Source organism: Roseibium sp. (assembly GCF_051016195.1).
Taxonomy (GTDB): domain Bacteria; phylum Pseudomonadota; class Alphaproteobacteria; order Rhizobiales; family Stappiaceae; genus Roseibium.
Map to the genome: position 1 here is coordinate 4,425,748 of NZ_CP134616.1, position 22,303 is coordinate 4,448,050.

At 58.0% G+C, this 22,303-nt stretch carries 19 protein-coding genes; 9 read left to right on the forward strand and 10 right to left on the reverse strand.

Annotation, left to right across the window (positions count from 1 at the left end; all coding sequences use genetic code 11):
- Window positions 1-8 precede the first annotated feature (8 nt).
- Window positions 9-1,688 (reverse strand): serine hydrolase, encoded by a 1,680-nt coding sequence (locus RDA78_RS20310; protein ID WP_434051608.1) that lies wholly within the window; start codon window positions 1,686-1,688, stop codon window positions 9-11.
- A 638-nt stretch (window positions 1,689-2,326) separates the two neighbouring features.
- On the opposite strand from RDA78_RS20310, the gene RDA78_RS20315 reads away from it, so the two are divergent.
- The 8 genes from RDA78_RS20315 to RDA78_RS20350 all read left to right on the forward strand — a co-directional run bounded on the left by RDA78_RS20315 (window position 2,327) and on the right by RDA78_RS20350 (window position 9,225).
- Window positions 2,327-2,659: a phasin family protein gene (locus RDA78_RS20315; protein ID WP_434051609.1), complete on the forward strand. Its 333-nt coding sequence runs from the start codon at window positions 2,327-2,329 to the stop codon at window positions 2,657-2,659.
- Between the two features lie 401 nt (window positions 2,660-3,060).
- Complete coding sequence (gene clpS, locus RDA78_RS20320) at window positions 3,061-3,393, forward strand: ATP-dependent Clp protease adapter ClpS (protein ID WP_306143918.1); 333 nt, start codon at window positions 3,061-3,063, stop codon at window positions 3,391-3,393.
- A 12-nt stretch (window positions 3,394-3,405) separates the two neighbouring features.
- On the forward strand, window positions 3,406-5,856 hold the full coding sequence (gene clpA, locus RDA78_RS20325) for an ATP-dependent Clp protease ATP-binding subunit ClpA (protein ID WP_434051610.1): 2,451 nt from the start codon (window positions 3,406-3,408) through the stop codon (window positions 5,854-5,856).
- A gap of 148 nt (window positions 5,857-6,004) precedes the next feature.
- Window positions 6,005-6,709 carry an SDR family oxidoreductase gene (locus RDA78_RS20330; protein WP_434051611.1) on the forward strand — a complete coding sequence of 235 codons (705 nt, stop codon included), beginning with the start codon at window positions 6,005-6,007 and terminating at the stop codon, window positions 6,707-6,709.
- 220 nt (window positions 6,710-6,929) lie between these two features.
- Entirely contained in the window at window positions 6,930-7,691 is a 762-nt protein-coding gene (locus RDA78_RS20335; protein WP_434051612.1) for an AzlC family ABC transporter permease, read from the forward strand.
- Complete coding sequence (locus tag RDA78_RS20340; protein WP_434051613.1) at window positions 7,688-8,050, forward strand: AzlD domain-containing protein; 363 nt, start codon at window positions 7,688-7,690, stop codon at window positions 8,048-8,050. Before RDA78_RS20335 ends, RDA78_RS20340 begins: the two co-directional genes overlap by 4 nt.
- A 34-nt stretch (window positions 8,051-8,084) precedes the next feature.
- A complete protein-coding gene (locus RDA78_RS20345; RefSeq protein WP_434051614.1) occupies window positions 8,085-8,735 on the forward strand; it encodes a glutathione S-transferase family protein in 651 nt (216 codons plus the stop codon).
- 100 nt (window positions 8,736-8,835) lie between these two features.
- Window positions 8,836-9,225: a nuclear transport factor 2 family protein gene (locus RDA78_RS20350; protein ID WP_434051615.1), complete on the forward strand. Its 390-nt coding sequence runs from the start codon at window positions 8,836-8,838 to the stop codon at window positions 9,223-9,225.
- A 153-nt stretch (window positions 9,226-9,378) separates the two neighbouring features.
- On the opposite strand, the gene RDA78_RS20355 is transcribed toward RDA78_RS20350, so the two are convergent.
- From RDA78_RS20355 to RDA78_RS20370, 4 genes are all read right to left on the reverse strand, one after another.
- Window positions 9,379-9,891, reverse strand: coding sequence for a hypothetical protein (locus tag RDA78_RS20355; protein WP_434051616.1), 513 nt, complete (start codon window positions 9,889-9,891; stop codon window positions 9,379-9,381).
- Window positions 9,892-9,893: 2 nt separating this feature from the next.
- A complete protein-coding gene (locus tag RDA78_RS20360; RefSeq protein ID WP_434051617.1) occupies window positions 9,894-10,322 on the reverse strand; it encodes an HIT family protein in 429 nt (142 codons plus the stop codon).
- Between the two features lie 261 nt (window positions 10,323-10,583).
- Window positions 10,584-11,393, reverse strand: coding sequence for a hypothetical protein (locus RDA78_RS20365; RefSeq protein ID WP_434051618.1), 810 nt, complete (start codon window positions 11,391-11,393; stop codon window positions 10,584-10,586).
- Window positions 11,394-11,567: 174 nt separating this feature from the next.
- The gene (locus RDA78_RS20370) at window positions 11,568-14,987 is read right to left on the reverse strand and encodes an acyl-[ACP]--phospholipid O-acyltransferase (protein WP_434051619.1); all 3,420 of its coding nucleotides are present in this window, start codon (window positions 14,985-14,987) and stop codon (window positions 11,568-11,570) included.
- Between the two features lie 200 nt (window positions 14,988-15,187).
- Here RDA78_RS20370 and RDA78_RS20375 point away from each other — a divergent pair, with 200 nt between their 5' ends.
- On the forward strand, window positions 15,188-15,778 hold the full coding sequence (locus RDA78_RS20375) for a TetR/AcrR family transcriptional regulator (protein WP_434051620.1): 591 nt from the start codon (window positions 15,188-15,190) through the stop codon (window positions 15,776-15,778).
- Window positions 15,779-15,801: 23 nt separating this feature from the next.
- Here the strand turns inward: RDA78_RS20375 and RDA78_RS20380 are convergent, their stop codons facing one another.
- The 5 genes from RDA78_RS20380 to RDA78_RS20400 all read right to left on the reverse strand — a co-directional run bounded on the left by RDA78_RS20380 (window position 15,802) and on the right by RDA78_RS20400 (window position 22,108).
- Entirely contained in the window at window positions 15,802-17,283 is a 1,482-nt protein-coding gene (locus RDA78_RS20380; protein WP_434051621.1) for a protein adenylyltransferase SelO, read from the reverse strand.
- Window positions 17,284-17,397: 114 nt separating this feature from the next.
- Window positions 17,398-18,825: a c-type cytochrome biogenesis protein CcmI gene (gene ccmI / locus RDA78_RS20385; protein ID WP_434051622.1), complete on the reverse strand. Its 1,428-nt coding sequence runs from the start codon at window positions 18,823-18,825 to the stop codon at window positions 17,398-17,400.
- Window positions 18,822-19,310, reverse strand: a complete 489-nt coding sequence (locus RDA78_RS20390) for a cytochrome c-type biogenesis protein (RefSeq protein WP_434051623.1) — start codon at window positions 19,308-19,310, stop codon at window positions 18,822-18,824. Before RDA78_RS20390 ends, ccmI begins: the two co-directional genes overlap by 4 nt.
- A gap of 9 nt (window positions 19,311-19,319) precedes the next feature.
- Entirely contained in the window at window positions 19,320-21,305 is a 1,986-nt protein-coding gene (locus tag RDA78_RS20395; RefSeq protein ID WP_434051624.1) for a heme lyase CcmF/NrfE family subunit, read from the reverse strand.
- Complete coding sequence (locus tag RDA78_RS20400; RefSeq protein ID WP_434051625.1) at window positions 21,302-22,108, reverse strand: Crp/Fnr family transcriptional regulator; 807 nt, start codon at window positions 22,106-22,108, stop codon at window positions 21,302-21,304. The genes RDA78_RS20395 and RDA78_RS20400 overlap by 4 nt, the downstream gene beginning before the upstream one ends.
- Window positions 22,109-22,303: the final 195 nt, after the last annotated feature.

A 22,303-nucleotide genomic window follows, 5' to 3' on the forward strand; every position in this document is an offset into this window, starting at 1 on the left:
TTACGCTGTTACTGATAGATGGCGAAGCAGGCGAATTTTGCCTTTTTGAGGGTTCTGCAAGCCCTTCGTGCCGAGGTCTTGTTTTCGAAACCGACGAATCGCGCCCGGTAGAGCGTTGTTCCGTTGGCATCAACGGGTTCCGTGTAGGGAGACCGCCCGCGAAGGGCCGATCCGGTTCTGGCCTTGGCTCTCTTCAAAAGGGCGACGGCCTGGTTCTCGGTTTCCGACGCCGCGATCTGAACCTGCCAACCCGGCTTGATGTCCGGCCTGTCGCTTGTGGCGACCGTGACACTGTCACCGCGCGTTTCCGGTTCGGCCCGGGGAGCCGCGGACGTTGAGGCGATGGCAATTGCCGCTGGCGCTTCGACGGCCTCCGGTGCCGGGACGGTTTCGATCTTTACGGTTTCAACTGTGATCGTTTTGGCAGGGACCGGGCTGTTGTTGTGAGACGGCGCGCTGCCAGCCGTCTTTGCTGCTGCATCTCTCGCCGCATCCGTGAGGGCCTTGTTGCCGGTCGAATTCGTCGTCAGGCCCAGGCCGGGGCTTTCGCGCGGAATGGGTGGCAATGCGGTCGCAACTGCAAAGGTTTCGTCGAAGCGCTGCTTGACCAGCTTCGGCGGGACCGGGACAGCCTCGCCAAAGCCCGGGATGGTCTTGGGAGGCGTGTCCGCAACTGCCGTCGTGACTGCCGGAGCGCCAGACGGGGAGGGAACCGGAACAGCGGGTTTCTGCGTGCCGGAATTGAAAGCCAGAACCATCGGCGCACCCGTCGCAGGTGCTTGTTTGCTGCCCGGCTTGGCCTTTGGCAGCGGCGGCGACTTGAGAGCAGATGCCACAAAGATCGGAGCTGCGCCGCCTTTGGCGATCGCCGGGACGGTCTTCTTGCCGCGGCTTGCCTTGGAGAGATAGCGGTTGATCAGCTTGGTCATCTGAGCGTTTCTGGACGCGCCCGAGCGGCCACCCATGACAACGGCGACAATCTGGCGTCCGTTGCGGTTGACCGATGTGACAAGATTGAAACCCGAGGCCCGGATGTAGCCCGTCTTGATCCCGTCCACGCCCTTGACGCTGCCGAGCAGCTTGTTGTGGTTGCCGTATGTGCGGCCGCCATACTTGTAGGACCGTGTCTTGAAGTACCCGTAATACTGCGGGAAGTGCTCCTGAATCGCGCGTCCCAGGGTTGCCATGTCACGCGCTGTCGTGCGTTGTCCGGAGTTCGGAAGACCATGCGGGTTGCGGAATGTGGTCTTCTTCATTCCGAGCGCGCGCGCCGTGCGCGTCATGCGTTCCGCGAATTTCTTCTCCGAGCCGCCGATGTTCTCTGCAACCACGGTTGCAACATCGTTGGCCGACTTGGTCACGAGTGCCAGGATGGCGTCCTTCACCTTGATGGTCTTGCCGGGCTTCAGGCCAATCTTCGAGGGCGGGCGGCCTGCTGCGTATTTCGAAACCTTGAGCCTGGAGCTCAGGGACAGCCGCCCTGCTTCGAGCTCTTCGAAAACGACGTAGAGGGTCATGATTTTGGTGAGAGAGGCGGGGTAGCGGTACGCGTCCGCTGACGACGCGTAAAGGGTCTTACCCGTTTTGGCGTCAACGACAATTCCCGCATACTTGGGGTTTGCATTTGCCGTTGCCGGGAATGCGAGCACCAACGTGCTGAGAGCGAGAATTTTGCCGATCCGAGCCATCGACCGAACAATGCGAAAAGAACGCATACCAAACACTGTTACAATCCCAATCCGGGTCACATATTTCAGTCTGGAGAATTGCTGGCTGAATCTTCCTCCCTGCGATCCAGCGCGATGCTCCGCGATGTCCGGTTTATTTGATGGAATCACGGTTACGAATGTGTAAATGAATTGCAGAAAAACCACGGTACAAGGTAGTTTTTTATTAGAGTTAATTGTTTCTTAAATCAAATTTTATTTGTTAATTTCAAATTAATGCTCGATTCGATTTGTTTTATCTTTCATCTGGAACGTAAAATTAGAAAATTAATTATTAAACTCCGAATGATCCAGCGATGACAATTAGCATTTCGTCGCCCGTTATTCAAACTCATTGTGCGAAAGACTTCAGGTCATGAATTCTGTTTTTCGGGCCGACCCGCAATCGGCAATTGAGCGTGAACTGTGTGGTGCAGCTTTTGGGATAGGTGGAATTAAATTCTCGTAATGGTTGTTGCTGCAATGCAAAATAATCTTGACAGGTTTTGTGCAGTGCATTACGAACCCTTTCTTATAGGTAACGCGATACGCGCACCGGACGTCTTATCAAGCCACGTCAAAAGGCTTCTGGATCCGGTCCGCTGGATGAGGTCAGTGAGATGATGAACAACTTTGATGACTTGCAGAAGTTGAGCAAAGACAACATGGACATGGCAATGGAATCCTTCGGCTCCATGAGCAAAGGTTTCCAGGCGATTGCGGCTGAAGTTGCCGACTACCAGAAGAAATCCTTCGAAGAAGGTACGGCTGCTGTCGAAAAGCTGGTTGCTTCCAAGTCTCTGGATAAGGCTTTCGAAGCCCAGGCTGACTACGTCAAGACCGCTTACGAAGGTTTTGTTGGCGAAATGACGAAGATCGGTGAAATGGTCACCGACATGTCCAAAGACGCCTACAAGCCTTACGAAGGTGTGCTCGGCAAGGTGGCTAAGTAAGAGACCGACATTCCGTATTTTGACGGAGTAATGTGAGAACCCGGCTGAAGGCAGCCGGGTTTTTGTTTTATATACACAGATTTACCCATTTTTCGATTTCTGTTCCCGGTTGAAATTCCTTTGACACCGAATTGTGTGCCATCGGCATCTTTTATTCGGTTTTCAGGCACCTACATTGCTGATTGACGGGGACGCTCCTGTCCCAAAAGAGGCGTTTACCTAAATCTTGATGAAATCGACCATTGCGCAAGCGCCGCTTGCGCGGCAGGATTATCAGTGAAGATCCAAAGGCCCCGGAGATATGCCGCGGGTTCCCGTAGCCGGACAGGTTGCCGTTTGGCGTCTGTCACGAGATAGGAATACTGGTAACTGCCGGAATGAGTGAGGCGATAGATACGGCAATGTCAGCGGGCTCCGATCATGACAACGACGGTGGCGACACCGGTACGGTTGTCGTTACCCGGACGAAAACTGTTACGAAGCGGCCCAATCTCTATCGCGTGCTGCTTTTGAATGACGACTATACTCCAATGGAGTTTGTCATTCATGTCGTGGAGAGTTTCTTCCAGAAGAACCGGGAGGAAGCCACGCGTATCATGCTGCATGTTCATCACCACGGTGTCGGAGAGTGCGGCGTGTTCTCGTATGAAGTCGCCGAGACCAAAGTCACACAGGTGATGGATTTTGCGCGCAAGCATCAGCATCCCTTGCAATGCGTCATGGAAAAAAAGTGAGGACTAATCTACGTGCCTTCTTTCTCACGCAGTCTTGAAAAAGCCCTTCATCAGGCTCTTGCCTTCGCCAATGAGCGGCAGCAGGAGTACGCGACGCTGGAGCACCTGCTTCTGGCATTGCTTGATGACCAGGATGCGGCAGCCGTCATGCGCGCCTGCAATGTCGACCTGGACACGATCCGCCGGAACCTGCTCGAATACATAGAGACGGAACTGGACAACCTTGTTACCGACAGTGACGAGGATTCCAAGCCGACGGCCGGGTTCCAGAGAGTTATCCAGCGTGCTGTCATCCACGTTCAGTCTTCCGGACGCGAAGAGGTGACGGGTGCCAATGTGCTTGTCGCGATCTTTGCCGAACGCGAAAGCCATGCGGCCTATTTCCTGCAGGACCAGGACATGACCCGCTACGATGCGGTCAACTACATTTCCCACGGTATTGCGAAGCGACCGGGCATGTCGGAGGCGCGCCCGGTTGAGGGGGCTGAGGAAGAGGACATCCTGCCGGGCTCCGAAGGCGAGAAGAAAGCCAGCCAGAAGACCGATGCGCTCGAAGCTTACTGCGTCAACCTGAACGACAAGGCCACGAGCGGCAAAATCGATCCGCTGATCGGGCGGGACAGCGAGATCCAGCGCACCATTCAGATCCTGTGCCGCCGTTCGAAAAACAATCCCCTGTTTGTCGGCGACCCCGGCGTGGGCAAGACCGCGATTGCCGAAGGCCTCGCGCACCGGATTGTCAATGAGGACGTTCCCGATGTTCTCCTCGACGCAACCATCTTTTCGCTCGACATGGGCGCACTGCTGGCCGGCACGCGTTACCGCGGCGATTTCGAGGAGCGCCTGAAACAGGTCGTCAAGGAAATCGAGGACTTCCCCGGCGCTGTGATGTTCATCGACGAGATCCACACAGTGATCGGAGCGGGGGCGACGTCCGGCGGTGCAATGGACGCCTCGAACCTGCTGAAGCCGGCGCTTGCGTCCGGCGCGATCCGATGCATCGGGTCGACCACCTACAAGGAATACAGGCAATTCTTCGAAAAGGACCGGGCGCTGGTTCGCCGGTTCCAGAAGATCGATGTGAACGAGCCGACGATCCCGGATGCGATCGATATCCTGAAAGGCCTGAAGCCCTATTTCGAGGACTTCCACAAGGTCCGTTATACGAATGACGCGATCAAGACGGCGGTCGAATTGTCGGCGAAATACATCTCCGACCGCAAATTGCCGGACAAGGCGATCGATGTGCTCGACGAGACGGGTGCGTCTCAGATGCTGGTGCCCGAAGCGCGCCGCCGCAAGACCATCGGCGTCAAGGAGATCGAGAACACGATTGCCACGATGGCGCGCATTCCGCCGAAATCCGTTTCCAAGGACGACGCGGAAGTGCTGGAGAATCTCGGCAAGGATCTCAAGCGCGTCGTTTACGGTCAGGATTCGGCCATCGAAACGCTCGCCTCGGCGATCAAGCTGGCGCGTGCGGGTTTGCGCGAACCCGACAAGCCGATCGGCAGCTACCTGTTCTCCGGTCCCACGGGCGTTGGCAAGACGGAAGTGGCACGCCAGCTCGCTTCTTCGCTCGGCGTGGAACTGATCCGCTTCGACATGTCCGAGTACATGGAGCGGCATACGGTTTCCCGCCTGATCGGTGCGCCTCCGGGCTACGTCGGTTTCGACCAGGGCGGTCTGCTGACAGACGGGGTTGACCAGCATCCGCATTGCGTGCTCCTGCTCGATGAGATCGAGAAGGCGCATCCGGATCTCTTCAACATCCTGCTGCAGGTCATGGACCACGGCAAGCTGACCGATCACAACGGCAAGCAGGTCGATTTCCGAAATGTCATCCTGATCATGACCACCAACGCCGGTGCGTCGGACATGGCGAAGATGCCGGTCGGCTTCAATCGGATAAAGCGCGAGGGCGACGACACGGAGGCGATCAACAAGCTGTTCACGCCGGAGTTCCGCAACCGTCTCGATGCGATTATTCCGTTCGGCAACCTGCCGATGGAAGTGGTCTACAAGGTTGTCGAGAAATTCGTTATGCAGCTGGAGGTGCAGCTCGCGGACCGGAACGTGACCTTCGAGCTGACCGACGATGCCGTCAAATGGCTGGCGACCAAAGGCTACGACAACCAGATGGGCGCGAGGCCGCTCGGACGGATTATCCAGGAGCACATCAAGCGCCCGCTTGCCGACGAGGTTCTGTTCGGCAAGCTCAAGAAGGGCGGCATGGTCAAGGTCTCCGTCTCCGAGGACAGCAAAGGCCTGTTGCTCGAGAGCGTCGAGGAGCGGGCGACACCGCCCAAACCGAAAGCGAAGACGGAAGCCAAGCCCAAGCCCAAACGGCGCCGCAAGCCGGCCACCAAAGCAACGGCGGCGAAGCAGTCCAAGTCGTCAGGCGGCGGCAAGGGAGGGTCTTCCAAGAAGAGCCTCGTGCCCAAGGTGCCGCTGGCGGATTGACAGGCTGCGCAGAGCGAAAAAGAACCCCGGACATCGTCCGGGGTTTTTATTTTTCCGCGAGCCATTCAAGATCTTCGTTGAATGCCTTCTGCATATTTGTTTGCCGTTCCGTTCCTAAGTTTGAGGCAACACAGAATTGGAGTTGAACATGTCTGAGCCAAAAGTTGCCCTGATCACTGCAGGCGGGTCCGGAATGGGCGCTGACGCCGCTCGTCGTTTTGCCGCCGACGGAATGAAGGTCGCGATTCTATCCTCGTCCGGCAAGGGAGAAGCTCTTGCAGAGCAACTCGGCGGTTTCGGGTTTACGGGATCCAATCTTGTAGCCGGGGACTTGAAGTCGTTTGTTGAAAAGTCTGTCGAAAAATATGGCCGGATTGATGTACTGGTGAACTCCGCAGGCCACGGTCCGAAGGGGGATATCCTGGAGATTTCCGACGATGAGTGGCACAAGGGAATGGACTACTACCTGATGAACGTCATCCGCCCGAGCCGGCTCGTTGCCCCGATCATGGCGAAACAGGGTGGTGGGACGATCCTCAATATTTCGACGTTTGCGGTGTTCGAACCCGACCCGATGTTTCCGACGTCCGGAGTGTTCCGGGCGGGACTTGCCAGCTTCACCAAGCTCTTTGCCGACAGGTTCGCCGGGCAGAATGTGCGGATGAACAACATTCTTCCCGGCTTCATTTACAGTCTTCCGGAAAAGGACGACCGGCGCGAGCGTATTCCGATGGGCCGCTACGGCCGTTCCGACGAGGTTTCCGGTCTGATTTCCTACCTCGCCAGCGACGAAGCTGCTTACATCACGGGTCAGAATATCCGTATTGATGGCGGTCTCACACGGTCGGTCTAGGGTACGGGCCCATGAATGAGGCCGTTTGGCCATCTGCCACGTCGCGAAAGGCTTGCAAATGAATTATGTTTCCTGCGCTTTCGCTTTTCGCAGTTGGTCAAAGCAGTCCAAACCAAATCGACTTCATTTATGAGTCCGTACCCTAGGTCAGGTTAACTGGACAAGGCGCCTCCTAAAATGTAAGGCTTCCTTATTATTTTGAGTCTCGAGTGAACCTCCAATGACCGTTCCTGAAGGAACTGTGCAGACGAACCCGCCTGATCTTCCGGCGCGAACCGGAAGAGAATGGTTTTTCCTGGGTATGCGCGCCTCGATTTCGATACCGGCCTTGATTCTGACGGCAGCGTTTGTCGGATTTGCCGGACTGGCACGCGAGACAGGCCTGTCACTTCCTGAAACGCTGGCCATGACCAGCCTCATCTGGGCCTTGCCGTCCATCGTGGTTCTCACCGGCGCACTCTCGTCAGGCATGGGGCTGCTTCCGGCGGCCATTGCCGTTGCACTGGCGTCCGTTCGTCTGATGCCGATGACGATGGCGCTGATGCCGATGGTCAAGGTTCCGGGCAAGACCAAAAACTGGCACCTTTTGATCGCTTCGCATTTTGTTGCCGTCACCGCCTGGGTGTTTGCCATGCGCACGTTGCCGGACCTGCCGCGCGAGGCGCGTCTGCCGTATTTTTCCGGTTTCGGCTCCGGTGTCACTTCCTTCGTTTTCTGCATGACCGGCATTGCCTACATGGCCGTGGAACGGTTGCCGGATGTTGTCGCCGGTGCCCTGGTTCTGCTGACACCGGTTTATTTCCTCTGCTCGCTCTGGGGGGCTGCGCGCCTCAACGTGGACAAGGCCGCGATGGTTGTCGGGCTTGTGCTAGGGCCGATTGTTTATCTCTACCTGCCGGGCCTCGACCTGTTGTGGACCGGGCTCGTCGGGGGCACTGCGACCTTTTTCGGCATGAAGATCTTCCGGAAAGGCTTCTCATGAGTGAAACCCTGATCCACGACACGTGGTGGTGGCCTTATGTGATGATCCTCGTGGCCGGATGGCTGGCGACGGATGTCTGGCGCTGGATCGGTGTCTTCGCCAGCGGCCGGCTCCGGGAAGACAGCGAGTTGCTGATCTGGGTGCGTTGCGTTGCCACGGCTTTGGTCGCTGGTTTGATTTCAAAGCTTATCCTGTTCCCCCAGGGTGTCTTGAGCGAAACACCGATGTGGCTGCGTATCGCAGCATCCAGCGCCGGCTTTGCCGCCTTCTTTTTGTCCCGGCAGAAGGTCATTGTCGGCGTTCTGGCCGCCGAGGCGTTCCTGATAGGTGGTTGGTGGCTCGTGGATCAGCTAGGCTAGGATTCAAGAAGAGCGCAGCGATCAGGAGCGCGAAATGTCACAGCAGGTGGAACTGTTTTATGCCCCGCAGACCCGTGCGACGGGTGTGCGTGTGCTGCTTGAAGAACTGGGTGCGCCATACATCCTCAATGTCCTGAATTTCAAGCTGGGCGAAAACAGGAAATCCGGCTTCCTGGCAATCAATCCGGCCGGAAAGGTTCCGGCGGTGCGGTTCGGTGATACCGTGGTGACCGAGCAGGTTGCGATCTACCTTTATCTTGCGGATCTTTTTCCGGAAAAAGGACTGACGCCCGCGGTCGACGATCCGCTTCGCGGCCCGTACCTGCGCTGGTTCGTCTATATGGCCTCCTGCTTCGAGCCGGCGCTTGTGGATCGGGCCCTGAAGAGGGAGGAGCCGCCGCAGTCGATGTCGCCTTACGGGAGTTTCGACACGGTGATGGAAAACATGCGCGAACAGCTGTCGAAAGGACCTTATGTCCTGGGTGACAGGCTGACCGCATTGGATGTCCTGTGGGCGATGGGGCTCCGCTGGGGCATGATGTTCGGGATCGTGCCTGAGTTCGACGAGTTCAAGGATTACACCGCCCGTTTCTTCGAGCGACCGGCGGCGGTCAAGGTTCTGCAGGAAGACCAGAACCTCGCCAGGGAGCAGGAAGAGGCCGCCAAAGCGGCTGGCGTCCCTTAGGAAGCTTGCCCTGAGGGGCCTTGCCGATTGGCTCCTTTCACTTTCGTTCTTTCAACCGGACATGGCATAGTGCCTTTTCTGAAGCCGAGGGGGCTTTCTCATGTCGACTGAAGACGTCGTCCGCAAAGCTATTGAGTGCTACAATCGGGGAGATGCCGATACCGTCTCGGCGCTCCTTCATGATGACATCAGGTCCTGCATTCATGCTGATGCGGAAACCGGGCCATATCACACGGATTGTGCCGGTAAAGGCGCTTTCTGGAAAGCAATTGAGCGGATACAGGCGGACTGGAAAATTGATGACTATCGTCTGACGGATATCATTGTCTCTGGCGACCGTGCAGCAGCGCAGATCGGGGTCAAGATGACGAGCCGTCATACCGGTGCCTCCCGCGAAATCGAATTGGCCCTGTTCATCACGGTGAAGGATGACCGGGTTGTGAAGCTTCACGAGTATCACGACACCGCCGCCGCAGCCCGGGCGCGTTGATCAGTTTACGATGGGCGAGTTGCGAGAAGAATTGCAGCCTCGTGAACGAGGATAGGGTACACGGAGAAACGTTCACGAGGCTGCGGAGCGATTTTGAGGATCGCTAATTAACGCTACGGCACATTCATTAATAAACCACTTAAATTTAACTTATCAATCAATCCGGGCAATTCTCAGCGGTACGACTTTTTTGACCCATCTTTTCAGTATGTAAGGCAGGATGGCCTGTGCGGTCTGTGACGGATATTCGTCCTTGAGACTGCAGTCGAGCCACGAGCCGTGGTCTTCGATCCGTCCCGTCTCAAGGCAGGAAAAATAGATGTCGCACCGGGCGCTGTAGGACGAGCGCAGGATCAGGCTTTCGGGCACGTTCAACTCGAGGGTGACGTAGTCCGACTGTGCCAGTTCATGATCCGACAGCAGCATGACTGCGAGGAATTCCAACTCGTCCGGCTCTGCCTCAAACGTCCAGACCGGTGGTGTCAGTCCGTCCGACAGCCCGATCTCGCACATGTATCTGCTGACATATTCGTACGCGATGCGATGCCTGCCGGCGATGCCGGTTCCTTTCCAGGTGGGACGGTAGCATCCATCGGCGCTGAAAAGATCCAGAACCGGTGTGCGCTGAAAGGTGAACAGTCTGGCTGTTCCGGTCGATTGCGTCACGCTCAGGCGAGGGCTGCCCGGATCTTCTCGGCATTGGCAGCGAGACTGTCGTTGTCAGCCATTTCCCCGGTATGGGGCCGGAGCGATACACCGTCAAAGCGCGGGATGACATGGACGTGGGTATGGAAGACGACCTGTCCGCCGGCAGGTTCCGAAAACTGCTGGATTGTCGTTCCATCCGCGCCGAAAGCTTCGATCACCGTCCGGGCCATTTTCTGGACCGTCGCCATAACCGCATTCAGATCGTCCGGCTCGATATCCAGAATGTTGCGCGAAGGGGCCTTGGGAACAACCAGGATGTGCCCGTCGCCGCGCGGCATGATGTCCATGATCACGAGGGTCTTCTCGTCTTCGAACACCTTGTGGCTAGGCAGCTCACCCCGCAGGATCTTTGCAAACACGTTCTGATCGTCATAGGCGGGGATGGTCATGAACATCTGTTCCGAATGAGGGCGAATAATTGCGGTTGAACACTTGCGGCGCGAGATTAGTCCTTCATTGCTTGGCGGGGCAAGAAAGAATCGTAATCCCGGCGCGTTCCTTTAACTGGGAGGGGTCACGACAGTGCAATTGAGATGAGCTCTCAAATATGCGGTCCAAGCAAAGCGGGAAGTCTGCCGAACTCATGCTGTGAACAGGTTCCGGTACAAGGGTCAGAAGCAGGCTTGCTCTTTCGATGATTCAGTAAGCGCCTAAGAAAGCAGTTGCTTCAGGTCCTTCGCTAGCGGATTGAGGAAGTCCCTATCTTTCCAATAGTTTACGTGGCTGAGCGGAGTAAATCCAGAGAATAGTCCTGCGTTTATCTGCTTGTCTTTGACCAATTTTTTGTAGCTGTTGCTCAACTCGCTCAAAGGCCAACCAAGCGCATCGTCTTTGTCATAGTAGTTTTCCCATCGGAATTTGTTGTTGGGTTTGGGAATGGCCTTAATCTGCGCGGCGGGACGCCCGGCGACAAAAATGGGAATGTTGCATCCGGTGGTATAAAGTCGCTGGATGGTTTTTCCGCGGCATACTTTCTCAAGCTCTTTTGACATTTGAGGCGGATCTGCCCAGACACCGTGAGCTGGTGACGGGGACACGGAAAGTGTTGCGTCCCAGAGATAGTTTGAGAAAACCTGGCATCCTAGGGACTGGGCCACAACAACAATCGGCGCGTTCTTTTCAAGTGAATTTTGCATTTGAGCGAGAGCGTCGAAGATCTTTTTCTGTGCTTGGAAATAGGGGCTGGTGGGTCCCGCTTTCTGGCTTTCCAGGCTTGCTGCGTCACAAAAGCCATAAAGGATGAATTGGCGCAGGTTTCTCCACTGCAGTTTACGCTTCGTCTTGTCGTAGTATGCCTTCTCGTTGGGCTCCAAAATGTCCTGATAGAAAATCGAGCCGGTAACCAATTGCCGGTTTTGTTGTTTCGAGAGCCGGTCGCTGATTTCCGTGAACAGACCTTTGGCAAAATCTCTCTTTTGTGAACCCATGCCGTGAATGGCGAGCAGACCAACTTTGCTCATGACTGGAATCCTTTCAAAAAATATATCAATACGTGTAATTTATATCAAAATTCGGAATTTCTCAATCTGGGATTGTTTTCATTCGATCTCCATGATCCAAATCAGCCCATTCGCACGGATTGCGCGAATGGGCTCAGTGGGTCCCTGGCAGATGCCGCTTCTCACCGGCCCCCATCAGGCGGCGTCCGGTACCGAACCCTCGCCGGTCACCAGTTTTGTGACACCCGCGAAATCGATCTTGCCGGTGCCGAGCAGGGGGATCCTGTCGACCGTTCGGAATTCCGCCGGGATCATCAGGTCCTGGGCACCGCGCGCTTTCGCGGCCTTTAGGAAATCATCCCTTGTTGCATCGGCGCAATCGGTGATCAGAACCAGCTTCTCGCCCTTGCGCTGATCCTTGACGGCGGCAACAGCCGACAGGTTGTCCGGCCAGACCTGGGCGGCGATTGCCTCAACGGCTGCCAGTGAGACCATTTCGCCACCGATTTTTGCAAAGCGTTTGGCCCGGCCCTTGATGGTGAGATAGCCTTCCTCGTCAATGGCGACGATGTCGCCGGTGTCATGCCAGCCATCCGCCAGAGGTTGGATTTCGCCGGGCTTGTCCGCCTTCAGATAGCCGACCATCACATTCGGACCGGAAACAAGCAGGCGTCCGCCGTCTTCGACACCCGGCACAGGTTCCAGACGCGCTTGCATGCCTGGCATGAGCTTGCCGACGGTGCCCGGCTTGCTGAACATCGGCGTATTCAGGGCAATGACAGGTGCAGTTTCCGTGACGCCGTAGCCTTCCAGAACACGGACGCCGAACCGGTCCATGTAGATCTGGCGGGTGGACTGCTTCACCGGTTCCGCGCCTGCAAAGCAATAACGCAGGGAGCGGAAATCATAGGCATGGGCCACGCGCGCATAGCCGTTCAGGAATGTGTCCGTTCCGAACAGGATCGTGGCGTTGGAGCTGTAGATCAGCTCCGGAATGATCCGGTAGTGCAGGGGAGACGGATAGAGGAATGTCGGCACCCCGGAGACGAGCGGCAGGATCGTTCCCGCGGTCAGGCCGAAGGAATGGAACATCGGCAGCACGTTGAACACCTTGTCGGAAGCGGAAAAGTCGATCCGTGACGCCGCCTGATTTGCGTTCGCCAAGATGTTCCTGTGCGTCAGCACCACGCCCTTCGGCGTTCCTTCAGAACCGGACGTGAACAGGATGACCGCCGTGTCGCTGCTGCTACGCTCAACCAGGGCACGGTTGCGGGTCAACGCACCGCGCAGTTTATCGAACAGGCCGATTTCCTTGCGCAGTTCGTCGAGCCAGATGAGCTTCACGTGCGGGGCCAGTGTGTCGGTGAGGTCCTCGAGTTTCGCCTGGCGCACGAATGTGCGCGAGGTCAGTACGGTCTTCACCTCGGCCGTCCGGCACGCCGACAGCACGTTTTCCGGGCCAGCAGTGAAGTTCAGCATGGCGGGCACCTTGCCGGCCGACAGGGCAGCCAGAAAGGTGACTGCCGAACCGTTGGCATTGGGCAGCATGATGCCGATCGTCTCTTCGCCTTTCGTGCGTGCCATGATCTTGCGGCCGAGAACCGAGGCACCTGTCAGCAGCTTGCCATAGCTCAGGGGACCTGCAAGCGGATCCTCCAGGGCGGTTTGCGAAGCCCCGCGTTCTTTCGCGGTGGCAATCACCTGATCCAGAATGGTCTTGTCTTCGGCGAGGCTGGTTTCAAACATCAATTCCGACATGATCTGATAGAGAGAGCTGCCTGCTGCGGCGCGGCGTTTACGCCCCTTCAGGTCTTCCGGCAATTCCAGACGTTTGGGTTCCATGATGGTCACCTTTACTTTGGGAAACAAGCGTTTGCGGATCTGGTTCGGGTTGAGATAGGAAAACGGCGTCTTTTCAAGGCCGTCGATGCGGATCGGCACGATCATCGCGCCGGTCTTGTCTGCGACCATGGCAGCCCCGTCATAGACCTTCATCAGCGATCCGGTGACGGTCAGGCGTCCTTCCGGAAAGATCACCATGGGCTCTCCGGACTTCACCACCTTGATCAGGGACCGGGTGGCGAGCGGTTTGGCCGGGTTGACCGGCAGGGCATTCGCCAGTGTCAGGAACGGGCGCACCCACCAGCGCTGAGCGATGTTGTAGTCGATGGCAAAGGTCGGGCTGCGATCCGTCAGGGTCAGGGCGAGACCTGCGTCCAGATAGGAGACGTGGTTGAGGGCCAGTATGGGCGCGTCACCCGCCTTTTCGAGGTTCTCAAGTCCCTTGATGTCGACGCGGAAGATGGCGCGATAGAGAATGGAAATCGCGTCGCGCATCGGGTTGGTGGGCATAAACTTCAGCATGAGCACTGCGACCAATGCATTCAAACCGCTGAGCATTCCCATGATTGCCGAAACGGAGACACCGGCTCTTTGGGCAGCGGCCAACGCGAGGCCGCCCAGAGCCATGAACGCTGCTCCCAGCGCGTTGGAGCCAGCGATGCGGCGCGCCCGGGTTTCAGGCTTGGCCCATGTCTGAAGAGCAGTGAATGTCGGGACCACCAGAAGCGCGCCGGAAATTGCGAGGCCAGCCATGTCGATCGTCAGGCGCAGCGTGCCGTCACGGCCCAGCAATTCAAGCAGGCCGGTCGAAGGCGCCGCATTTGGCAGGGACGAAAGGGTCCACGCAATGTCGGCACTGAACAGGGCGATCAGCAAGGTGCCGACCGGGGCCGGCAGGAGCACCACGCGTCCCGCGGACAGCCAGGCAGCAAGCGCGGAGCCGATTCCGATGGAAACGGCAAAAACGGTCAGGAAATAGGTGACGGCGCTTTGGTCACCACCCAGGGCGTCCTTAACGATCAGCGGCAGCATGGCCAGCACAATCGATCCGACCAGCCAGAACCAGGCATTCATCAGGGCCACCTTGAACAGCCGCCTGTTGCTGGCCAGATCATTGAGAATGCGCCCTGTGGAGGTGAACAGGTTCCAATCCACTTTCAGATCGGGAGACGCGGCAACCGAATGCGGGATCTTGCGGCTCATGCCATAGCAGGCAAATGCAAGGACGAGCATGGCCGGTGCAAAAATCAGCGAGGGAGCAGCAGTTGCGAACACCAGACCCGCGGAAATCGTTCCGGTCAGAATGGCCAGGAAAGTTCCGGCTTCGATCCAGGCGTTCGCCCGGGGCAGTTCGTCGGCCTCCAGGTGTTCCGGCAGCAATCCGTATTTCACCGGGCTGAAGAGGGCGGACATGGCTCCGAAAAGAAAAAGGGCTGTGAAAAGGATCGGCAACGAAGCCGTCAGCATGCCGATCACCGCGATGCCCGCACCGGCGATCTCAATGGCCTTCGTTCGTCTTGCCAGGATGGACTTGTCGTACTTGTCGGCCAGTTCGCCGCCAAGAGCGGAGAGGAACAGGAACGGGGCAATGAAAACTGCTCCCGCCAATGCAATCAGGGCACCGGTGTTGCCGGTGTCACTGCCTGTCGCGACGACCTGAAACAGCACCAGAAACACCATCGTGTTCTTCAGAAAATTGTCGTTGAACGCGGACAGGAACTGGGTCCAGAAAAGAGGGGCGAACCGTTTTGACGTGATCAGGGGCGTGCGCATGTTTCTCGTTCTCTCCGGTGGTGAGGGCGGGCGATCCGGCCGCCCGCTCTGGACTTCTGGGTCAGTTCAGTTTCGGCTTGACGGTTTCAAGCAGGTTTTGGCAAAAATGAACATTGTTCACTATTTGACAAAACCATACGAGTCGGGTTAGGTCAAGAAAAAAATGAACTCAGTTCACTTTTATTCAAAGGACGTGGTGAATGGCGGGCATTCAAAAGGCAAAGAGCGAAGAAACGCAGAGGCGGGTTCTGGCGGCTGCGGTGAAAGCCGTCGAGACAGGTGGACTGGAGGCCTTGCAGATCCGCAAAATTGCTGCCGATGCGGGGTATTCGGTCGGCTCAGTCTACAAGCACTACCAGGATCAGGATGCGCTCGTCACGGCGGTCGACACCGTCACCCTGGCGCGGATCAAGGAGGCTATGGCAGCGGCGGTGGAGGAGGTATCAGACCCGTTGGATCAACTGAAGGCGCTGGCGTGCGCCTACCTGGCTTTTGCGCAAGAGCATCGCAACCTGTGGCAAACGCTGTTTGCACTCAAAATGGCGGAAGGCGCCCCAACGCCTGAGATCCATGTTCAGGAACTCGTTGATCTTCTGGCCTTCATCACCAGGCCCCTGCAGCAACTGGAGGGCGGTCTTGACGACGAAGCACTTGCCGCACGCACGCGTACCTGCTTCGCCGCCCTTCACGGTCTCGTCGCGATCAGTCTTGAAGATCGCTTTGTGGGCCTTACGGAAGACGCGCTGGACAGGGAGATGATGTTTCTTGTCGAAAGGCTGGCGGGTCGCTAGCACACGCCACGGCTGTCTATTGTTCAGGTCCCGCAGAACGTGCGGTAAGGACCGAGTTCTTCAGGCGCCGGGCCGGCATAGCTGTCCAGACCGTCGCGCTCTGCAAAAGGCTCGGCAAGCACATTCAGCAAGCTGTGGACCGGGGTGTAGTCGCCGGTTTCCGCTGCCGTGAGCGCTTCTTCAACCTTGTGGTTGCGGGGAACGTAGATCGGATTCACGCTGTTCATCCGCTGTTTTGTGTCAGCAGCGTTTCCTGTTTCCGTCTCCAGTCTCTGTGTCCAGCGGGACAGCCATGCCCCCATGCCGTTCGGTTCCGGGAAGAGGCTTTGGACGTTGTCGGTATCACCCGCTGCCGCGTCTGAAAGCGCCCTGAAAAGCAAGGTGTAGTCGACTTCGTGTTCCTGCATCTGCGCCAGCAGAGCGTCTGCGAGATCCCGGTCGTCTTCGTGTTCGTTGAGCAGGCCGAGCTTGGCGCGCATGCCGTTCAACCAGGCTGTTTTGTATAGGTCCGGAAAACGGCCGAGTTCTTCGGTGACCCGTTCAACGGCCTTGTCGAGATCGTCCGGATCTATCAGGGCGAGCAGGGCCTCGGCGAGGCGCGCAAGATTCCATTGCGCAATCACAGGCTGGCGGCCGAAAGCGTAGCGTCCGCCATGGTCGATCGAACTGAACACGGCGGCGGGATCGTAGACATCGATGAAGGCACAGGGACCGTAGTCGATTGTCTCGCCGGAGATTGTCGTGTTGTCCGTATTCATGACGCCATGAACGAAGCCGACAAGGACCCAACGTGCGATCAGGTCGGCCTGTCGCTGCATCACGCTGGAAAAGAGTTTCAGATAGCGGTCGTCCGTTCCCGCCAGATCCGGATCGTGCCGGGTGATGGCATAGTCCGCAAGCTGGCGGACCTTGTCGGTCTCGCCGCGCGCCGCGAAGAACTGAAACGTGCCGACGCGAAGATGACTGCTTGCAACGCGCGTCAGGACCGCACCCGGTTTAGGGCCCTCCCGGTAGATCGTTTCTCCGGTTGTCACCGCGGCAAGTGCCCGGGTCGTCGGGATGCCGAGCGCGTGCATTGCTTCGCCGATAATGTATTCGCGCAGCACGGGGCCGACGACCGCCTTGCCGTCACCGCCGCGCGAAAACGGGGTCGGACCTGATCCCTTGAGCTGGATGTCGCGCCGTTTGCCTTTGCGGTCGATGACTTCACCAAGCAAGAGGGCACGACCATCGCCGAGTTGGGGAGAAAACCCGCCAAACTGGTGACCGGCATAAACCTGCGCGAGAGGGGACGCGCCTTCCGGGCTCTCGATACCGGCAAAGACCCTTGCTCCGTAGGTTGTTTCAAGCGCTGCGGCATCAAGGCCGAGCTCGGTGGCAAGTTCCCCGTTGAACAGAACGACTTGCGGCTCGGGCACCTTGGCGCCTTCCCAGGCGACGTAAAAGCCCTGAAGGTCACGGGCATAGGAATTGTCGAATTGAAAGAGCGGCGGATTGGCGTTCATCACGAAAGTCCGGATTGTGGGAGGCGCGGCGCGCATCGGTTGGACCTATATATAGGCAAACCGATCCCGTTTCCGAGACCAGTTTTTCTTTCCTTGACCAGCTGCGCGTTATTGCTATTCGACCAGACCTGCCACGTTCGACTTAATCTTGGCGAGCACATCCGGATTGTCAGAGTAGTGCGCACTTGCCCTTGCAAGGGCATCTGCCGCCTTTCCGGTCTCTCCAAGATGGCTGTAGGACCGCACGAGCATAACCCAGCCGTCGGGATTGTCCGGATTGTCATCAAGCTTGGCCGCGAGCCCGGCCACCATGCCCTCGATCAGCTCGGCTTGTTCATCCGCCGAAAGGCTCTGTACCGCCGTGATGTCCTCCTGGCTCGGTCCGTTCACTGCCTCAGTGCCTGGAATAAGGTCCAGCCCGAGGTCGGCAGCTGTGGCATCAAGCTTCGAGAGGATGAAAGGAGCTGCAGAAAAGCGGTCTCTGGCCGCATCAACCGCAGCCCGGGCTTTCCGCGCATCTCCAAGTGCAGCCCGGATCTGGGCCAGTTCCTGCCATCCCTTGTAGTCCGAAGGATCGTCTTCCAGCTGTTTGTCCAGGGCAGCGGCCCGGCGAAGAAGCGCGAACTGGTCTGCATCGGCCTGTTTTCCCGCTGCCTTGTTGAGCTCTGCGCGGCTGGCGTCAGGCAGGTACTTTGAGACGTCGCTTTCGGTGAAGCGCGCCATGTTCACGATATCGCGCCGCACGAGCGGCATCCAAGGGGCGTTGGGGTCGGATTCTGCGGCAAGTGCCGCCCAGTCCCGAAGCGCGCCGTCAAAGTCCTGTGCCTGTGCTTTTGCAAGGGCCAGGTAGTAGCGCGCGCGGGGATCACCGGTTTCTGCGCGGATCTGCTGGAACAGAATTTTCGCCGCTTGCGGAACCTTGTTGCCGTTGGCAAGGGTCATGGCTTCCGCATAGGCGGACAGGACACCCGGATCATTTTCGGAAAGTTCCGCAGCCCGGCGATAAGCATCGGCAGCGGACGCGTTGTCACCTGTCGCGGCATAGCTCCGGGCGAGCAGCCACCAGTCTTCGAACGAGTCCGGATGTTCTTTCACCGTTTCGACGAGGAGCTCAATCCTGCTGCCGATGTCGCCTGCCTGCGCTTTCTGTACAAGCGCCTCTGTTTTGCGGGCGGCCAGCGGACGGTCTTCTGCGCCTGCCGTGCCGAGCCAGGCATATCCAGCGGCAGACCCGGCAACGAGCGCTGCGACGACAACGGTTGCGGTCAGTGGAGAGCGGCGCGTGACCGACATACCGCCAACGGAGTTGCGTGCAGCCTTCAGTGCCCGGACCTCGATTTCGCGCTGGGCGGCATCGAATTCCGATCTTGAAATGAGACCAGTCGCCAGGTCGCGCCGGATTTCATCGGCTTGATCCCTGTAGATCGAAAGCGCGGCGTCAGTTTCGTCGCGTTCGATCTCCGTCTTTCGAAGGAACGGGTAGGCCAGCCAGAGGGCGCATAGGCAAAGCGCGGCTGTGGAGAGTATCCAGAACAAGGTCATGACCGTCCTTCCTGCAGCAATTTGCGCGCGGTCTCGCGCTCGCTTTCGGTGAGCGCAACATCAGTGCGGCCCGAGCGGCGGGATTTCAGATAAAGCACCATCAGTGCCAGACCGAGCAGAAGTGCGAGGAGGGGCGCTGCCCAAAGAACCGCGTTTCTTATCGAAAATCTTGGCTGTAACAGCACGTAGTCGCCGTACCTGTCGGCAATGTAGGCAAGGATTTCGGTATCCGAATCGCCTTCACTCATGCGCGTCCTGACAAGGACGCGGAGATCCTTGGCAAGGCCCGAATTGGAATCGAAAATCGACTGGTTCTGACACACGAGGCATCGGAGTTGGCGTCCGACATCGCGTGCGCGGGCTTCCCTGGCCGGATCGGCGAACATCTCGTCGCCATCCACCGCCAGAGCGGCACCGGACAGAATGATCGCAACGGCCAGAACAGTCAGCAGTCCGATCAGATAATGACCAAGCAAACTGCGCATCATCATCTCCTATTCTGCAGGCTGGGGAAGAGGGGAGGCCAAACGCGACGGGGTTGGAACGCCGACACGCAAACGTCTGTCGGCGAGCGAAACGAGACCGGAAACGGAAATCAGGAACGCCCCCAGCCACATCCACGGAACACCGGGGTTGTAGTAGAACCTCGTCACGAACTGCCCATTGGCAGCCGGATCTCCGAGAACGGCATAGAAATCGCCGTGCCAGCGTGTTTCGATACCGGCTTCAGTGGTCGGTTTCTGCTCCACCGGATACCACCGGCGCTCGGGGTGCAGGGTGGTGACTTCGTCCCCGTTTCTGCTGACCGACACTGTCGCCACGGAAGTCCGATAGTTTGGCCCCATGCCGTTCTCGACACCGACCAGCGTGTATTCATAAGACCCAACGGGCACCGGGACGCCGGGTGTCACGGTCTGAATTTCCTCGATGCTCCACAGGGAGGCTGCCTCCACGCCGGCGGAGGCAACGGCCAAGCCGAGATGCCCCAGGCAAAGGCCCCATGCCGAAAGCGGCAAACCGGCGAGACGGCGCGGAACACTCGCCCATCTTGCTGTTCCAACACCGGCACGCCTTGCAATGTCCAGAAGCGTGGCGACGCCCAGAAAGATTGCGATCGCGATGCCGAAAACGCTGACCGGATCAGGCGTTCCGAACAGAATGAGCAGCACGATGCCGAGAAACGCCGCGATCAGGCTTGTGACCAGCACGTCCTTTCGCAGCTTTCGCATGTTCGCCCGCTTCCATGACAGGAAAGGCCCAATGGCCGCGAGCAGGACGATGCCGGCGAAGATCGGCAGAAATGTCCGGTTGAAGTAAGGCGCGCCCACCGTGATCTTGTCGCCGGTGGCGATATCGAGAAACAGCGGGAAGAGTGTACCGACAAAGACGGTTACCGTGCAGGCGCTCAGGAGCACGTTGTTCATAAGCAGCCCGGTTTCGCGCGAAACAGTGGCAAAGCTCCCACCCTCCCTGATTTCTGAAGCGCGAAGCGCGAACAGCGTCAAGGCGCCACCGATCGCAAGAGCGAGAAGAAAGAGAATGAACACGCCGCGTTCGGGGTCATTGGCAAAGGCATGAACCGAGGACAGGATGCCTGAGCGCACCAGGAAGGTTCCGATCAGGCTGAGCGCAAAAGTCAGGATCGCAAGCAGGATCGTCCAGTTCAAAAGCGCTGCCCTTTTTTCGACGACAATGGCGGAGTGGAGCAGGGCGGTGCCGAGCAGCCAGGGCATAAACGATGCATTTTCGACCGGATCCCAGAACCAGAAACCGCCCCAGCCGAGCTCGTAATAGGCCCACCAGCTTCCCAGAGCGATGCCGGCCGTCAAGCCAGACCAGGCGAGAAGGACCCAGGGCCGCATCCAGCGCGCCCAGCTTGGATCGACCTGACCGCGCACGAGCGCGGCAATCGCGAAGGAGAACGCCGTGGAAAAGCCGACATACCCGAGATAGAGCAAAGGAGGATGAAAGGCGACGCCCGGGTCCTGAAGAAGCGGGTTCATGCCCTGACCGTCCAGCGGCGGGTTCGAGATGCGCTCGAACGGGTTGGACGTCAGCAGGATGAAGGCAAGAAAACCTACGGCGATCATGGCCTGGACCGCCAGGACGATGGATCGCATGCTGACCGGAATGCCCTTGCCATAGAACGCGATCAGCACGCTGAATAGCGTGAGGATCAGCACCCAAAGCAGCATTGAGCCTTCGTGGTTTGCCCAAACTCCGGTGACCTTGTAGAGCATCGGTTTGGCCGAATGACTGTTCAATGCGACGTTGAGCACCGAAAAGTCGGACACGACGTAAGCGTAAGTCAGAACCGCAAACGCGGTTGCCGTTGCAAGGAACTGGACTTCGGCGGCGTGATCGGCGAAACGCATGGCTGCTGCGTTGTCGGTTCTCACCCCCCATATGGGCACGATGGACTGCAATACGGCCACGATCAGCGCCAGAACAAGACAGAAATGTCCCAATTCAATGATCATGAGTGTGCTCCATCGCGCGAGAAAGAAGGCGCGCTGACCGCTGTCAGGAAACTGCTGACATGGCTCGTTGAGGAAAAGTCGGGAATGTCGACCGGCAGGCGCCGTTCGAGCGCCTTGAGATCGGGAATGGTGATCGCGCTTCGTGAAGGAAATTGCACCAGCCTGTTCTTTTTCAGGCGCGAGAAGATGCGGCTGATCGTTTCCGTATTCAGACCCAGGTAATCTGCAATGTCTTCGCGTGTCATGGGCAGTTCAAGGTAAGTCGACTGTCCGACCGGCCGGCCGAGGCGGTTTGCCATGTCAGCCAGAAACAGCGTCACGCGCTCCGTGCTGTCCAATCGGCCCAGTGTGACCAGATGGGCCGAGCATGCTTCAAGCCGTTGGTGAATGACGCTGAAGAGTTCGCTCACCAGCCGTTGGCCATCCCTGCAGGGTCCTCCCGGATAAGCCGGGGAACCAAGGCTTGCCAGGTCCATCTCGCACAGAACCGTTTCGGTCAGGGCTTCGATCCAGGAACCGTTCTGACCGCCATTGTTCATGCCGCACATGATGTGGCCGCTCGTTTCCAGGCCGAGGATCTGCCGGCGTCCGTCTGCAAGGCCGAAGCAAATCGCCGCCATGCCGTAGAGGATGATCCAGACTTTTCGGCAGGCACCGTCGCCCAGGCTCAGCCTGTCGCCACGCTGCAGGACCTTGTGCCTCTTGTCCGGGCTGCCACCTGTAACAAGTTGGCATAGTCGGGATTTGCACATGGCTTCGCTGCATTCCAGCTTGCCACCCAAAGAGATGTCGTAACTGTTCATCTGCGCCCCGCTTGTGAGTTCGGCGCGGTCTCTCCCACCGGCCAGTCACCCAGCTTGACCGAAGCGTAGAAAAGGCACCTTGCGCGGGCCATGACCTAGATCATTTCACACTTGTGAATATTTGCAGGTAAGACTTAAAGCAGGTAATCGACCTTTCCTGCGAATTGTCAGAGAACCGGTCCACCAAGCCGTCTT